The 15,267-nt window shown below is 70.5% G+C and carries 12 protein-coding genes; 3 read left to right on the top strand and 9 right to left on the bottom strand.

Going from position 1 to position 15,267, the window contains the following annotated elements; genetic code table 11:
- Positions 1-5: 5 nt before the first annotated feature.
- From GRS48_RS02085 to GRS48_RS02065, 5 genes are all read right to left on the bottom strand, one after another.
- The gene (locus GRS48_RS02085) at positions 6-821 is read right to left on the bottom strand and encodes an ABC transporter permease (protein ID WP_159483270.1); all 816 of its coding nucleotides are present in this window, start codon (positions 819-821) and stop codon (positions 6-8) included.
- Entirely contained in the window at positions 818-1,819 is a 1,002-nt protein-coding gene (locus tag GRS48_RS02080) for an ABC transporter ATP-binding protein (RefSeq protein WP_159483269.1), read from the bottom strand. Before GRS48_RS02080 ends, GRS48_RS02085 begins: the two co-directional genes overlap by 4 nt.
- 226 nt (positions 1,820-2,045) lie before the next feature.
- On the bottom strand, positions 2,046-4,250 hold the full coding sequence (gene ligA, locus GRS48_RS02075) for an NAD-dependent DNA ligase LigA (RefSeq protein ID WP_159483268.1): 2,205 nt from the start codon (positions 4,248-4,250) through the stop codon (positions 2,046-2,048).
- A 72-nt stretch (positions 4,251-4,322) separates the two neighbouring features.
- Positions 4,323-7,133, bottom strand: a complete 2,811-nt coding sequence (mutS, locus tag GRS48_RS02070; RefSeq protein ID WP_159483267.1) for a DNA mismatch repair protein MutS — start codon at positions 7,131-7,133, stop codon at positions 4,323-4,325.
- 38 nt (positions 7,134-7,171) lie between these two features.
- On the bottom strand, positions 7,172-7,471 hold the full coding sequence (locus tag GRS48_RS02065) for a hypothetical protein (RefSeq protein ID WP_159483266.1): 300 nt from the start codon (positions 7,469-7,471) through the stop codon (positions 7,172-7,174).
- A gap of 266 nt (positions 7,472-7,737) precedes the next feature.
- Here GRS48_RS02065 and GRS48_RS02060 point away from each other — a divergent pair, with 266 nt between their 5' ends.
- Complete coding sequence (locus GRS48_RS02060) at positions 7,738-8,358, top strand: DsbA family protein (protein WP_159483265.1); 621 nt, start codon at positions 7,738-7,740, stop codon at positions 8,356-8,358.
- A gap of 46 nt (positions 8,359-8,404) precedes the next feature.
- Here the strand turns inward: GRS48_RS02060 and GRS48_RS02055 are convergent, their stop codons facing one another.
- The 4 genes from GRS48_RS02055 to GRS48_RS02040 form a co-directional block, all read right to left on the bottom strand.
- Complete coding sequence (locus GRS48_RS02055; protein ID WP_159483264.1) at positions 8,405-9,286, bottom strand: phosphatase PAP2 family protein; 882 nt, start codon at positions 9,284-9,286, stop codon at positions 8,405-8,407.
- Entirely contained in the window at positions 9,283-11,343 is a 2,061-nt protein-coding gene (locus tag GRS48_RS02050) for an ABC transporter substrate-binding protein (RefSeq protein ID WP_159483263.1), read from the bottom strand. The genes GRS48_RS02055 and GRS48_RS02050 overlap by 4 nt, the downstream gene beginning before the upstream one ends.
- A gap of 166 nt (positions 11,344-11,509) precedes the next feature.
- Positions 11,510-12,712, bottom strand: coding sequence for a hypothetical protein (locus tag GRS48_RS02045; protein ID WP_159483262.1), 1,203 nt, complete (start codon positions 12,710-12,712; stop codon positions 11,510-11,512).
- A gap of 163 nt (positions 12,713-12,875) precedes the next feature.
- Positions 12,876-13,178 carry a hypothetical protein gene (locus tag GRS48_RS02040; protein WP_159483261.1) on the bottom strand — a complete coding sequence of 101 codons (303 nt, stop codon included), beginning with the start codon at positions 13,176-13,178 and terminating at the stop codon, positions 12,876-12,878.
- 438 nt (positions 13,179-13,616) lie between these two features.
- Here GRS48_RS02040 and GRS48_RS02035 point away from each other — a divergent pair, with 438 nt between their 5' ends.
- On the top strand, positions 13,617-14,543 hold the full coding sequence (locus GRS48_RS02035; RefSeq protein WP_159483260.1) for a replication factor A: 927 nt from the start codon (positions 13,617-13,619) through the stop codon (positions 14,541-14,543).
- Between the two features lies 1 nt (position 14,544).
- Complete coding sequence (locus GRS48_RS02030; protein WP_159483259.1) at positions 14,545-15,168, top strand: RPA family protein; 624 nt, start codon at positions 14,545-14,547, stop codon at positions 15,166-15,168.
- Positions 15,169-15,267: the final 99 nt, after the last annotated feature.

Here is a 15,267-nt window from a genome sequence, read left to right as displayed (position 1 = left end):
GTCGACTACAGGTCGTCGCGGTCGAACTTGAGGAGCCCGACCAGCGGCGGCGCGAGCGCCCAGAAGACGAGCATCGCGGCCGCGGAGACCTGCTGGTTCACCGTCTCACCGGCGAACAGCTGCTCGCCGAGGAACGCGTTCGTCAACACCTGCACGCCCGTGGTCGGGTTCGCGACCTCGAGAAACGTCCGGATCTGCACGTCCGTTGCCGGCAGCGCGTCGATGACGCCGTCGAAGGCGCCGATCAGCTGTCCCGTCAGCGTGCTCCAGAACAGCACGAACAGGAAGTAGATCCCGATCCCGCCGATCAGCGCGCGCCGTTGGGTGGATGCGGCCGCCGAACAGCCGACGGCGATGGAGACGAACACGCAGCCGAGTATCGCGGCGAACACCGTGTAACCGAGGAACGACCCGACGTTGAACGACACCGGGATCACGGCCAACACGACCGCGGGAAGCAGGAACCCGGCGAACACCGCGAGTGACAGCGCGGCGGCGCGCCCGAGCACCTTCCCGAAGACGACGTCGGCCCGCGAGTGCGGCAGCGACAACAGCAGTTTCAGCGACCCCGACTCGCGCTCGCCGCTCACGGCGTTGTAGCCGATCACGACCGCGACGAGCGGCACCAGCGTCGACACCAGCAGCGGCCCGACGAAGACGCTCAAGAGGAGCTCGGTCGCGAACGCGTCGCCGTCCCCCGCCGGACGAACCGCGTACGCCATCACCGAGACGAGCCCGGAGAACAGGGCGACCAGCAGCAGCATCGCCTTCGACCGCACGGTGTCCTGGAAGTCCTTCTTCGCGACGGCGGGGAGGCTCATCTCTGCACCTCCTCGGCGTCAGCGGCGTCGTCTGCGCCGGTAGTATCTGCGTCGTCCACGTGAGCGGTGTCGCCCGACGACGGCGTCTCCCCTTCCGTGTACGCCAGGAAGAGGTCCTCAAGCGACGCCTCCGTCGTGTGGAAGTCCGCCACGGTGACCCCCGAGTCCTCCAGCGTGGCGATCACGCGGGTCTTCACCCCGCCAGCACAGCTCACCGTCACGGTGCCCTCGCCGGCCTCGTCGAGCTCGACGCGCGAGACCCCGTCGAGTTCCCGCACCGTGTCGAGGGCGGCCGCGTCGACGCCCGTGGCCTCGATCTCCAACGTCTCCTCGCCGCCGACCGCCTCGCGGAGCCCCTCGACGGAGTCCTCCGCGACGAGCCTGCCTTCGCGCATGATGCCGACGCGGTCACAGACCGCCTCCACCTGCCCGAGGACGTGCGAGGAGAAGAAGACGGTCGCGCCGCGGTCGGCCTCCTCGCGGACGATCTCGCGCATCTCCTTCGCACCGGCCGGGTCGAGCCCGGACGAGGGCTCGTCGAGGATGAGGAGGTCGGGCTCGCCGACGAGCGCCATCCCCAACACGAGCCGTTGTTGCATCCCCTTCGAGTAGCCGCCCGCCTTCCGGTCCGCGTCGTCCGCGAGCCCGACCCGCGAGAGTACCGCGTCGGGGTCGGCGTCGGCGTCCTTCGACTCGATCGCGAACTCGACGTGTTTGCGCCCGGTGAGTCGGCCGTACACCGAGAACCCTTCGGGGAGCACGCCGGTGCGCTCGCGGATCGCGACGCTGTCGGCCGTCGCGTCCCGCCCGAGCACCGTCACCGTCCCCGCCGTCGGCCGGACGAGGTCGAGCACCATGTTGATCGTCGTCGACTTCCCCGCGCCGTTGGGGCCGAGGAAGCCGTACACCTCGCCCTCCTCGACGGCGAGGTCGAGGGCGTCGACGGCCGTGACGTCGGCGAACTCCTTCGTCACGCCGCGCAGCTCGATGGCTGTCATGCGCGTCGCTTGCTCGGCCGGCGGATAAAGGGTTGTGTCTCGTCTACCAGGAGTGATACCGCCGGAGACGGCGGACCGACGGACTCGTTCTCGTCTCCTCTCCTTCACTCCTCCACTACCTCACACCTCCCCCTAGCTCACTCCTCCACTACCTCACACCTCCCCCTAGCTCACTCCTCACTACCCCACTCCTCCACTATCCCACCTCTCCGTTTCGCCTCCGGCCTCACGCCCCGTCGTCGCCGTCCGGCGGCCACGCGATCCCGCGTTCGTCGAGGAGGGCACCGAACCCCGCCTCGTCGACCGTTTCGACGCCCGCCTCGGCGGCGGCGTCGCGCTTCGACCGTCCGGGGTTCTCGCCGACGACGAGGTAGTCCGTGTTCCCGGAGACGCTCGACGTCGCCGACCCGCCGTGCGCCTCGACGACCGCCGTCGCCTCGCTCCGGGTCGTCGAGAGCGACCCGGTGAACACGAACGTGAGCCCCGAGAGCTCGTCCCCGCCTGCGTCCCCGTCGGCCCCCTCGGCCCGTCGAGGGTCGACGCCGCGCTCGCGGAGCCCCTCGATCGCCGCGCGATTCTCCGGCGCGTCGAGGAACTCGCGGATCGACGCCGCGACCTCCGGGCCGACGTCGTCGACCTCGCGGAGCGCCGACTCGTCGGCCTCGATCAGCGCGTCGAGGTCGCCGAAGTGCGCCGCCAGCGACCGCGCCGTGGTCGCGCCGACGTCGGGGATCCCGAGGCCGGCGAGGAACCGGTCCAGCGGGGGCTCCCGGGTCGCCTCCAGCGCCGTGATCAGGTTCCGCGCGCTGGTCTCGCCCCACCCGTCCAGCGCCGCGAGCTCCTCGATAGAGAGGTCGTACAGCTCGGGGAGCGACCCGACGAGCCCCGCGTCGCGGAGCTGTTCGACGCGTTCCGGACCCAGACCGTCGATGTCGAGCGCGTCGCGTCGTGCCCAGTGTTCGACCGCGCGATCGAGCTGGGCGGGACAGCCCAGCCCGCCGGTACAGAACGCGATCGGACCGTCCCGCTCGACCGGCGCGTCGCAGACGGGACACCGTTCCGGGAACTCGTAGGGGCGCTCCGAACGCCGTTCGACGACCTCCGGGACGTACGGGATCACGTCGCCCGCGCGGTACACCCGGACGACGTCCCCGATCCCGACGCCGAGCGCTTCGATCTCCGCCGGGTTGTGGAGCGTCGCCCGCGAGACGGTGACCCCGCCGACGTCGACCGGGTCGAGCTCGGCGACCGGCGTGAGCCGCCCGGTCCGCCCGACCTGCACGACGACGTCGCGGACCGTCGTCGTCGCCGTTCGCGGCGGGAACTTGTAGGCGAACGCCCACCGTGGCGCGCGCGCGGTCGTGCCGAGCGCGTCGCGGGCCGCACGGTCGTTGACGGTGATCACGACCCCGTCGACCTCGTAGTTCAGATCGTCGCGGGCGTCGAGGACCCGGTCGCGGTACTCGATCGCGGCCGCGACGTCGTCGACGACCTCGACGAGGTCGTTCCGGCGGAGCCCGAACGACTCGAACCGGTCGAGTTCCCCCCGGTGTGTGTCGGGGCGGTCGACGGCGGCGGCATCGACGTCCGCGTCCGAGTCGGTCTCCGCGTCCGAGTCGGTCTCCGCGTCCGGGTCGGCCTCCCAGCCGAGCACGTCGAAAAAGAAGGCGTCGAGGGGGCGCTCGGCGACGACGCCGGGGTCGAGCTGGCGGAGGGTCCCCGCCGCGGCGTTGCGGGGGTTCGCGAACGGCTCCTCGCCGCGCTCGATCAGCTCCCGATTGTACGCCTCGAAGGCGTCCCGCGGCATGAACACCTCACAGCGGACCGCGAGCAGGGCGGGCGGGTCACCGCGGAGCCGCCCCGGGATCGACCGGATGGTGCGCACCTGCTCGGTGACGTCGTCGCCCACGTAGCCGTCGCCGCGGGTCGCGGCGCGGGCGTACTCGCCGTCCTCGTAGACGACCTCGACGGAGAGCCCGTCGAACTTCGGCTCACAGACGTACCGGACCGCGTCGGGATCGAAACCCGCCCCCGCGAGCCCGGACCGGACGCGGTCGTCGAACTCGCGGACGCCCTCGGCGTCGACGTCGTTGTCGATCGAGAGCATCGGCGCGACGTGCTCGACCGTCGCCAGCCCGTCGAGCGGCTCGCCGCCGACCTGCCGGGTCGGTGAGCCCTCCGCGTCCAGGTCGAACGCGTCCTCCAGTTCGACCAGCCGGGCGAACAGCCGGTCGTACGTCTCGTCGGCGACGAGCGGGTCCGCCTCGACGTAGTACCGATGGTCGTGCTCGCGGACCGCCGCCCGCAGCAGCGCGGCCTGTTCGGCGGCCTCCGCGGTCGAGAGCTCCGCCACCGGATCGAAGTCGGTCGGGGGGTGCTCCACGTACGGGTTCTCGTCGGGGTCGGCGTGGCGCGGCGACGAGTTCGTCATCGACCGGGGGTTGGTCGCGATAGCTTAAAAGGTCCGAGGCTCGCGGTCGGGTCCGGAAGGGGGATCCCGCGGCTACTCTCCGCCCAGCCGCTCCTGCCAGCGCTGGATCCGGGCGAGCAGCTCGACCGGTGCGGTCTCGTTCACGTCGATGTCGACCAGCTCGTCCAACACCGCCTCGGCGTCGGGGTCGATCGACGACGCCGGAGGGCCGTCCACGAGCGACGCCTCCGTGCCAGTCGGCACGTCTTCCGTGCCAGTCGACGCGTCCCCCGTGCCCGCCGAACCGCCCTCCGCGACCGCCGACGCGTTGCCAGTCGTCGCTCCGGCCGCGTCGGTGTCGTTCGTGTCGATGCCGTCCGTGTCGCTCTCGGTCGTGCCGGTGCCGTTCGTGTCGCGACCGGCGTCGGTCGCAAACGAGCCGGCGGAGAGGTCGAAGACCGCCTGCGTCGTCCCGCCGTCCCCGCCGCCCCCGCCGCGCGCCTCGATCGCCTTCTCCTCGCGGAGCCGGTCGAGCACCTCGTCCGCGCGGGCGACGACCGGCGACGGGACGCCGGCGATGTCGGCGACGTGGACCCCGTACGAGCGGTTCGTCGGCCCCTCGCGGACCGTCCGGAGGAACGTCACGTCGCCGTCGCGCTCGTCGACGGCGACGTGGACGTTCTCGACGCGCGGGAGGTGGTCGGCGAGCGTCGTGAGCTCGTGGTAGTGGGTCGCAAAGAGGGTGCGCGCGCGGACCTCGTTGTGGAGGTACTCCGTCGCGGCCCACGCGATCGAGATGCCGTCGTAGGTGGCGGTCCCGCGGCCGACCTCGTCGAGGATCACGAGCGACTCCTCGGTCGCGGAGTGGAGGATGTTCGAGAGCTCCTGCATCTCGACCATGAACGTCGACCGTCCCTGCGCCAGCTCGTCGAGCGCGCCGACCCGGGTGTAGATCCCGTCGACGAGCCCGACGGTCGCCGACCGCGCCGGGACGAACGAGCCGACCTGCGCGAGCAGCTGGATCAGCGCGGCCTGCCGCATGTACGTCGACTTGCCGCTCATGTTCGGTCCCGTCACGATCAGGAAGCCCCGGTCCGAATCGAGCTCGAGGTCGTTCGGCACGAAGTCCGTCGTGCGCTCGACGACGGGGTGTCGGCCGGCCTCGACCGACAGCGTCCCGGGGTCCGCGAGGGTCGGGCGAGTCCAGTCGTTGCCCGCGGCGTGTGTCGCGAGCGACGCGAGCGCGTCGAGCTCCGCGACCGCGCGACCCACGTCCTGCAGCAGCGTCGCCGCCGCGGCCACGCGCTCGCGGAGCTCCTCGAACAGCTCGTACTCGAGGTCCCCGCGGACCTCCTCCAACCGGAGGATCTCCCGTTCGCGCTCGGCCAGCTCGTCGGTGACGAACCGCTTCGAGTTCTTCAGCGTCTTGATCTCGCGGTACTCGTCGGGCACCTGGTCGGCGACGGACTTGCCGACCTGGATGTAGTAGCCGTCCGTCTTGTTGCGGTCGACCGTGACGTGGCTGAGCCCGTGGCGACGCTTCTCCCGATCGGCGAGCGTGTCGATCCATCGGACCGCCGCCTCGTGGCGCTCGATCAGCTCGTCGAGCTCCGGGTCGTACCCCGTCGCGAGCAGCCCGCCCTGCGTTTTGGTGCTCGGCGGATCCGACGCGAGCGACTCGTCGAGCTCGTCGTGGAGGTCGCGTGCGCGGTCGCGGTCGGGCCGCCGGAGCACGTCCGTCACCGGCGACCCTTCGAGCGAGGTCCCGGCGACGACGTCGTCGAGTTCGGGCAGCAGCGCGAGGGTGTCACGGACCGAGAGCAGTTCCCGCGCGCCCGCGCTCCCGCTCGTCGCCCGGGCGGCGAGCCGCTCGAGGTCGTAGGCCCCGTCGAGCACCTCCGTGAGGTGGTCGCGCGCGAGCGCCGCCGACGCCAGCGCGTCCACCGCGTCGAGCCGCCGGTTCAGCGCCGCTCGATCGCGTTTCGGACGCGTGAGCCACTCGCGCAGGAGCCGCCCGCCGGGCGAGGTGACGGTGTGATCGACGGCGTCGTACAGCGAGCCGTCGCCGTCGCCGCGCATCGTCTCCGTCAGCTCGAGGTTGCGCTGGGTCGTCGCGTCGAGCTCGACGTGGTCGTCCGCGCCGTAGGCGGTGAGCCGCGTCATCGACGCGAGCACGCCGGCGCCCGTCTCGGAGACGTACCCGAGGACCGCCCCCGCCGCGCGGGTCGCCCGCTCGGACTCGAGGCCGACGCTGTCGGCGGTCTCCCGGCCGAACTGCTCGCGGACGGCGTGTCTCGCGCGGCCGGGCGCGAAGGCCTCCGAGTCGAACACCGAGACCGACCCGGACAGCTCCTCGCGGACGGCGGCGATCAGCGCGTCGTCGTTGCGGACGGCCGGCCCCGGCAACACCTCCGCGGGGTCGAACCGGTACAGCTCCGCCCGCAGCTCGCCCTCGTCGGCCGCCTCGGTCACGAGGAACCGCCCCGTCGTCACGTCCGCGAGCGCGAGCCCGTACGGCCCGTTCGCGTCGGCGTCGTCGCGGACGATCGCGGCGAGGTACCGGGCGTCCGAGTCCGTCGTCTCCAGGAGCGTCCCCGGCGTGACGACGCGGACGATCTCGCGGGCGTGGCCGTCCGCCGTCTCGTACTGGTCCGCGACGGCGACGCGGTAGCCGCGCTCGACGAGCGCCTTGAGGTAGGGCGTCAGCTCCGAGAGCGGGACGCCCGCCATCGGGTACGACGACCCGTGCGAGGACTTCCGCGACACCGTCAGGTCGAGCTCGTCGGCGACCGCCTCGGCGTCGTCCGCGAAGAACTCGTAGAAGTCGCCACACTGCATCGCGAGGAGGTCCGCGTCCGTCCCCTCCTTTAATTCCAGGAACTCCCCGACGATACCCGTAGTCATACCCGTACTCCCGCCGTCGCCGGCTAAAACCCTACGGGTTACTTCCGGTTCGGGAGGCTCCCCGGGTCCGCGGGTATCTCCTCCTCGGTGGACACCTCGCGTTCGAGCCCGTAGACGACGAGCCCCGTGTTCGCGGTCATGATCACGCCGGTCATCGGGACCGCCGGCACGTACAGGTACATGCCGAACCCGACGAGCACCGGGACGGCGGCCGCAACGGCCCATAAAAGCGACCGCGACATCCCGACCCGGGACGCGTCCCTGCGGACGGCGACGAACAGCGCGGCGGTCGCCGCGACGCCGAACAGCGCCACGCCCGGCGACTCCAGGACTGCCATACGGATACGTCGGGCGAGACGGGCAAAAGGGTTCCGTGCCGGAGGCTCGGGCGTGACGCGTCCGTCGCCGTCGCTCGCCGGGGTCGAACCGCCGTCGCGGGGTCGCGTTCGGCCCCTACCCGAGGACACGACTCCCGCGACGGGGGTAACTCACGGCGGCGGGGGTATCAGCTTTTCCGCTGACGGCGGTCGCCGACGGCTTCGACGGTGACGTCACGGATCACCGCCGGCGAACGGGCTTTCCGGGTCGGGCCCGAACCCGGGGTATGACCGACACCGTCACCGTGTACTCGGACCACGTCTGTCCGTTCTGTTACCTCGGTCGGAAGTCGCTCGAGCGCTACCGGTCGGGACGCGACGAGCCGCTCGCGGTCGATTGGCACCCGTTCGACCTCCGCGCCGGGAAGCGCGGCCCGGACGGCGTGATCGACCACGACGTCGACGACGGGAAGGACGGCGACTACTACGCGGGGGCCCGCGAGAACGTCCGCCGGCTACAGGAGCGATACGACGTCGAGATGGCACAGGAGCTCGCCCTCGAGGTCGACTCGCTGCCGGCCCAGCTCGTCTCGCTTCGCGTCAAGGAGGACTCCCCGGACGTCTGGGAGCGGTTCGACGACGCCGTCCTCGCCGCGCTCTGGGAGGAGGGTCGGGACGTCGGCGATCGAGACGTCCTCGTCGAGGTCGCCGACGACGTCGACGGGGTGTCCCCGGCGGTCGTCGACGACGCGTTGGACGACGACGACCACCGGGAGCGGATCGACGGGCTGTTCGACGCCGCCAGACGACGCGGCGTCACCGGGGTCCCGACGTTCATGTTCGACGGTCACGCCGCCCGCGGCGCGGTCCCGCCCGAACAGCTCCGGCGGCTGATCGAGGGCGAGTAGCCGGCCCGACGGCGGGACCCGCGTCCGCCGACGGTCGAGACAGCAGCTAACCGGTGGCCGATCCGTCCTCGCCGGGGGACGTGGCGGTATCCTCGCCCGCAGCCACGTCCTCGGCCCCGCCGTCGATCGGTTCGTCGGGTTCCACGAGCCGGTAGGAGAGGTAGACGCAGCCGAGCGCGAGGCCGATCCCGCCGATCACGTCGACGAGCCAGTGGATGCCGAGGTACATCGTCGACACCATGACCGAAACCGCGATCCACACGGAGATGACCGCCCAGGCGGGGTACTCGCGGCGGGTGAGGACGCCGAACGTCGCGACCGTCATCGCCAGCGACGTGTGCAGCGACGGGAAGACGTTCGTGTTCTCGTTCACCTCGCTCGTGAGCGCCTGGAAGTCCGGGTTGAACGTGTACAGCAGGGAGGTGACGACGTCGGGCATCACGTTTCGCGGCCCGTACGCCAGGATCAGCGTGTAGAAGACCAGCCCGATCCCGTAGTTGAGCGCGTACGCGGCGATGAGCCGCTTCAGCGCCGCCGTTCCCGGCAGCGCCGCGTAGGCGATGAACGGGAACGTGAGCAGGAACACGTAGCCGTAGATGTATATCCACGAGAAGTAGAAGGTCAGCTCCGGCGTGACGTACGTCGCCTGGAGCCACGCGACGAACGGCCCCTCGATCGCGTAGATCGTTCCGGTCAGTCGGAAGGCGATCACCTCGGAAACGGTCTGTAACGCTCCGCGGCCGACCGCGCTCGCGATCAGTACGGCCAACAGGCCGGCGATCGGGACCGCCGACGCGCGGAGTTTCGGGATCAACTCGTGGGCCAACTCGTACAGCCTGGCCGGTCCGATGAGGGCGATCCCGGCGACGAAACACATCACGCCGACCCAGAACACCAGCCGGAGGACGACCGAGAGCAGGACGCTCATTGGTCCCGCGAGAGCAGTTCGCCGGATTCGTTGTATCGGTACCCGGCCTCCCGGAACGCGTCACGGACCGCGTCGACGTCGAGGCCGCCGTCGGAGCCCCGGAACGGGTACACGGGGTCCTCGTCGGTCTCGTCGTCCCATCGCAGCCGGTCCGGGACGGTCTCGGACGACGCCGCCATCGGCGAGGCGGCCGCCCGTGCGTACCCCTGGAACGCGTCGTCGACGAGCGCCGACTTGTCGATCAGCGAGGCGAGGACGGCCCGGAAACGGGGGTTGGACAACGGCGCGCGCCGGGCGTTGTACCCGACGTGGTAGAACGCCGCCGAACGGGAGCTCACGAGCCGCGCGTCCGCCTCGCGACCGATCCGCGGCACCGCGTCGGGGCCGAGGTTCGAGGCCGTCGCGTCGGCCATCCCGTCGCCGACCAGTTGGACCGCCGCGATGTCGGACGGGACGACCTCGAGAACGAGCCGCTCGAAGCTCGGCTTGCCGTGAAACGCTTCGGGGATCGAGCGGACCGCGTCGCTCCCGTCGTCACCGCTCCCCTCGCCGGCCCCGTCGCCGGCGCGATCACCGTTGTCGCTGTCGCCGTTGTCGCCGTCGCTGTCGCCGTCGTCTCCGGTACCGTTCTCGTCCTCATCGGTCGCACCGCTCCCGTTGTCCTCCGCACCATCGACGCCGACGTCGTCGGCGTCGTCCTCGTCGGCGTCCGCCCCATCGCTTCCACCCTCCTCGTCGATGCCGTTTCCGTCCTCCGTCTCCCCTTCGTCGACGCTTTCGAGCGCTTCGGGCCGACGGAGGAAGTGGCTCGGGTTCCGTTCGAACGTCACCTCGGACTCGGCGGTCGATTCCACGAAGCGGAGGGGACCGCTGCCGACGGGCTCCTCGTTGTTCCACACGAGCGCCTCCGTCGTCTCCTCGTCGACCGCGAGGCCAGCGATGGAGACCGGGTCGGTGTACTCGCTCCAGACGTGTTCCGGGAGGACGGGAACTTGGAGGGCCAGTTCCCCGACGCCCGGATTCACGTTTTCCATCCGTATCTCGACCGTCGATCGGTCGATGACGTCGACCGATTCAACCAGGGAGCTCCGGCCGCGGAACCGGGGGGTCGGGATCGGGGTCTCCGCCTCGCCCATCGACGTGTCCCGAAGGAACTCGTAGGTGAACGCGACGTCCGCGGCCGTCAGCGGCTCGCCGTCGTGCCACTCGGCGTCGCGGATCTCGACCCGGAGCGTACGGGCGTCGGACCACTCCCACGCCCGGGCGAGCCACGGGATCGGGCCGTCGTCGGACGGTCTGGCGAGCGGGTCGTACAGCAGGGAGGTGAACGCCCCATGCTGGCGGTACTCGGCGGCGATGGGGTTCCAGTTCTCCGTGATCCGGTCGTCGGTCGTCGTGAGTCGGAGCGTCACGGGATCGTCGTCATCGGTGGTCTCCCCCTCGCGGACGTGTGACAGTTTGAGGAGGCCCTGTGCGGAGTTCGGGTACGACGTCCCCCACCCGCTAAACGTCCCCTCGCGGTACGCCGTGAGCGCGTCGGGGAACGCGACGACGGTGAACGGTTGGAGCTCACAGACCGCCTCCTGAAGGTCTGCGATCACCTCCGCCCGGCGCTCGTCGTTCGCGCGGCGCTGGTCCTCGAGCAGGTCGTCGACGACGAGCTCGGTGAACCCGAACGGGTTCTGCCATCCCGTCTCGGCGGTGAACCGCGAGTGGAGGAGCGGATACAGCGCGTCCGCATCGAACGGCTTCGTCCGCGGGAACTGCCCGACGTAGACGTCGAAGTCGTGGTTGAGGAGCACGCTGCGGCTGAGGTCCGCCTGCGCCATGGTGTCCACGCGGGCGTCGACGCCGACGGCGTTGAGGTGCTCCGAGAGGTGTCGAGCGATCCGGACCGCGTTCGGGTCGGCGTCGGCCGGCACCGTGCGTATCTCCAAGGAGAGCTGCGCGGAGCGATCCCGGCCCATGATGTTGCGAACACGTCCGACACAGCCGGCGCTCGCGACCGCGAGACCCGTTCCCGCGAGCACCGACCGCCGGCTCGTCGTCCGTGTCATTCGTTCATACACCTTCGTCACCGACGATATAACAGTTCTGTGGTCTCCCCCTCGTACGGCCGGGAACACGGACGGGGCGATCGAGGCTCGAGAGATGTCGCGAACGAGGGGCCAGCGGGACGTCGCGAACGAGGGGCCAGCGGGACGTCGCGGGCGGAACGTGGACTCAGATCACGTCCGCGAGCGGGAGCGCCAACCCGGCCGTCCACGCCAGGAGCCCGAGGGCGAGGATCGTCCGGTCGTCGCTCGCCCGGCCGAGCGCGACGAGCCCCAGCGAGGCCACCATCGCCGCCCGGTGAACGATCAGGTCCGGGGGGACCGCGACGCCGAGCCCGGCGAAGTCGAGCACGAAGCCCGCACCGAGCCCGACCGCGACGCCGAGGAACGCCGCGGTCGGCTCACAGCGTCCGGCCGCCCCGACGACGAGCGCCGGAAGCCCGACCGCGATCGCGAGGTACAGAGGAGCCGCGAGCGCCTTCGGCGGGATCCCGGGGTACGCGACCTCCATGCCGATGCCGGCCGCGCGAACGCCGAGGAAGACGGCGGCGAGCGCCGTTCCCAACATGGCGGCGTCCGCGTGCCGGCCAGCCTCCGAGCGGAACCGGCGCGCGAGGTCGACGGTCGCTTCCCGGGTCCGGCGGCGCAACAGCGTGCCGGCCAGCGGGATCAGGACCGCGAGCTCGATCACGGAGAGCCAGCCGTCGCTCCAGCCGCCGTCGATGCCGTGGTACTCCCGGCGCACCGCCGTGCCGTCCACCGCCACGTTCTCACCGGTCGCGGCGATGAAGTCGTCCTCGATCCGCACCGCCGGGTCGCCGATGTGCGTCACGGTGTGTCGGAGCCGGAACCAGTCGTAGTACTCCTCGTGGACCTGCACCGCCGTGTACGCGCCGTCCGGCGATTCGTACGCGCGGACGTGGTCGCGCGCACCGAGGTACTCGCCGTCGTGCAGCTCGAACGACTCGTCGACCCACTCGCCGCCGTCGGGGCCCTCGAAGTAGGAGTACCGGACGGAGCCGTGAGCGTCCTCCCAGTCCGCCGTCACCGCGTCGACGACGAGGTCCGACTCCGCGTCGCTCTCGAGCTCGTCGGTCTCCTCCCAGTCGGTCTCCGGCTGTGCGGTCAACGCCTCGCGAACCGCGTCGCCGTCGGCGTGGAAGACGACGTTGATCGCGAGCGTCCGCCCTTCGACCGACGTGCTTCGGCTCGTGTACGGCCACAGCTCGTGATCGCCGTCGATCTCGATCAGCGACTCCGCGGGGACCTCACCGCTCGCGGGCTCGTCCGCGGTCCCGCCGAGGACGCCGGAAAGCGCGAGCCCGACGGCGACGACGACGAGCAGCACGGCGACGAGCGCTTTCCGTCGCATGAGTGTCCGATCCTCGTGGTGGCGTGATAAAAACCCTATCCGAACACGGCTGCTGGCGCGGTGCGGGTGCTGTACGGGCGCTAACTGGCGCGGTGCGGGTGCTGTACGGGCGCTAGATTGGCGCGGTGCGGGCGCTACCGTAACCGTGGACGGGGTGCGAGCGCTACCAGGTCTCGACGTAGCCGTCCCGGACGTCCTCCGCACAGCCCTCACAGTCGACGTGTCCGGACTCGAAACACGCGGGACGGCCCTCGGCGTCGACGGCGACCGACCGCCGTTCGGCGTGGCGACGGCAGACGATCCGGGCACGGCCGTCGTCGTCGCTCGGGAGGTCGTACACCGCCGTCCCCGCGTTCGAGCCCTCGGGCGATCCCTTCCCCTCGGCGTACGCTCGCTTGGCCTCCTCGAACTGCCGGCCGGCCTTCCGGAGCTGCTGGCGGAACACGCGCTCGAGCCGGTCGTCCATACCCGGCGTTCGACCGCACGGAACATAGGTCCGTTGCCGCGCGACTGCGGCGGTCACTGATAAACCGACGACGTCGCGTCCGGACGACACCCCATGTGAGCCGTGATCGTGGATCGTTCCACTCGAAACGAAGCCCGCGCATGGCTGACGGGCGTCGGACGCGCTTGTAATCTCGGATCCTTCTTTTAAGCTCGGACGCTGCTGTTGACTCCGGACGCTTCTGTTAACTCCGGACGCCGAGACCGGTCGCGGCGGGAGCCGAAAGGGAGGGGCGGATCCGGAACCCCGACGCCCGTCGAATCGGCGAGCGCCTCGGACCGTATAGACCCCGTTACGGGCCGGGAGACGCCACTTTCGCCGCGGTCACACACCTTTTAATACGATGAGGAACCAACCGGCGTACGCCTCCCATTGAAACACGACCGGAGGCAGACCACCATGAGCGAACTGCGACAGGAAGCGGAAGCGATAGCGGAACAGTTCTCGGACCACCTGAGCGTCGACGCCGACGCCGTCGAGGAGCGGCTGGAGAACCTCGTCAACGAGTACCGCGTCCCCCTCGACGAGGCCCGCCGGAGCGTCACCAACAGCTACCTCGACGACGCCGGCATGGAGCGCGACCAGCTCGGCCGCGGCGGCACGGAGCGCGTGCAGGTGAACGACATCGACCAGGACGAACAGTGGGTCGACCTGCGCGTGAAGCTGGTCGACCTCTGGGAGCCGCGTAGCGACTCCATCTCGCAGGTCGGACTCGTCGGCGACGAGTCGGGAACGATCAAGTTCGTCGCCTTCGAGACGTCCGACCTCCCGAAGCTGGAGGAGGGACGGTCCTACGAGCTCTCGAACGTCGTCACCGACGAGTACGAGGGCAACTTCTCGGTGAAGCTCAACCGGACGACGGGCATCACCGCGATCGACGAGGAGATCGAGGTCGGCGACAACGCCGACACGGTCGAGGGCGCGCTCGTCGACATCCAGTCCGGGTCCGGCCTCATCAAACGCTGCCCCGAGGAGGACTGCACCCGCGTCCTCCAGAACGGCCGCTGCTCGGAGCACGGCCAGGTCGAAGGCGAGTTCGACCTCCGGATCAAGGGCGTCCTCGACGACGGCGAAACCGTCACCGAGGTGATCTTCGACCGCGAGGCCACCGAGGACCTCACCGGGATAACCCTGGAGGAAGCGAAGGACATGGCGATGGACGCGCTCGACACGACGGTCGTCGCCGAGGAGATGGCCGAGGACCTCCTCGGGCGGTACTACCGCGTGACGGGGCCGACGTTCGGCCGCTACGTGCTCGTCGACGACATGGAGGAGCCCGGGCCGATCGATCCCGAGGGCGCGCTGATCAAAGCGAGGTCGATCTGAAATGAGCCAGTCAGCACCCACCCGCGAGGTCGCCCGGCGCGTCTTCGCGACCGAGTTCAACGACGCCGGCTTCACCTTCAAGGAGTCCGACGACGAGCGCGCGCCCGTCTACGCGCTGCTTCCGACCGGCGAGTCCGCGAACCGCGTGTTCTTCGTCGGCACCCTCACCGAGAAGGAGGACGTCGGCGACGACTCCGAGTACTGGCGCGGTCGGATCGTCGACCCGACGGGGACGTTCTTCGTTTACGCCGGTCAGTACCAGCCCGAGGCCGCCTCCGCGATCCGCGACCTGGAGCCGCCCGCCTACGTCGCGGTCGTCGGGAAGCCCCGGACGTACGAGACCGACGACGGGACGATCCGCGTCTCCGTCCGTCCCGAGTCGATCACGGAGGTCGACGCGGCCGTCCGCGACCGATGGGTGGCGGAGACCGCCGAGCGCACCATCGAGCGCGTCGCCGCCTTCGACGACGAGGGCAACGAGTACGCGCGGATGGCGCGCGAGGAGTACGACCTCGACCCCGAGACGTACAAGGCCGCGGCGCTGTCCGCGCTGGAGGGGCTCGACGGCGGCGACGAGCTCGCCGACGGCGACGCCGCCAGCGCCGACACCCCGGCCGGGAACTGAGGCGGCCTCCCCCTCGGCCGAGGGCTGAGGCGGGCGCCCTTTTAATGGAACTGAGGCGGGCGCCCTTTTAATGGAACTGAGGCGGGCGCCCTTTTAATG

Source organism: Halorubrum sp. JWXQ-INN 858 (assembly GCF_009806985.1).
Classification (GTDB): domain Archaea; phylum Halobacteriota; class Halobacteria; order Halobacteriales; family Haloferacaceae; genus Halorubrum.
This window is presented reverse-complemented; position numbering and strand designations above follow the sequence as displayed.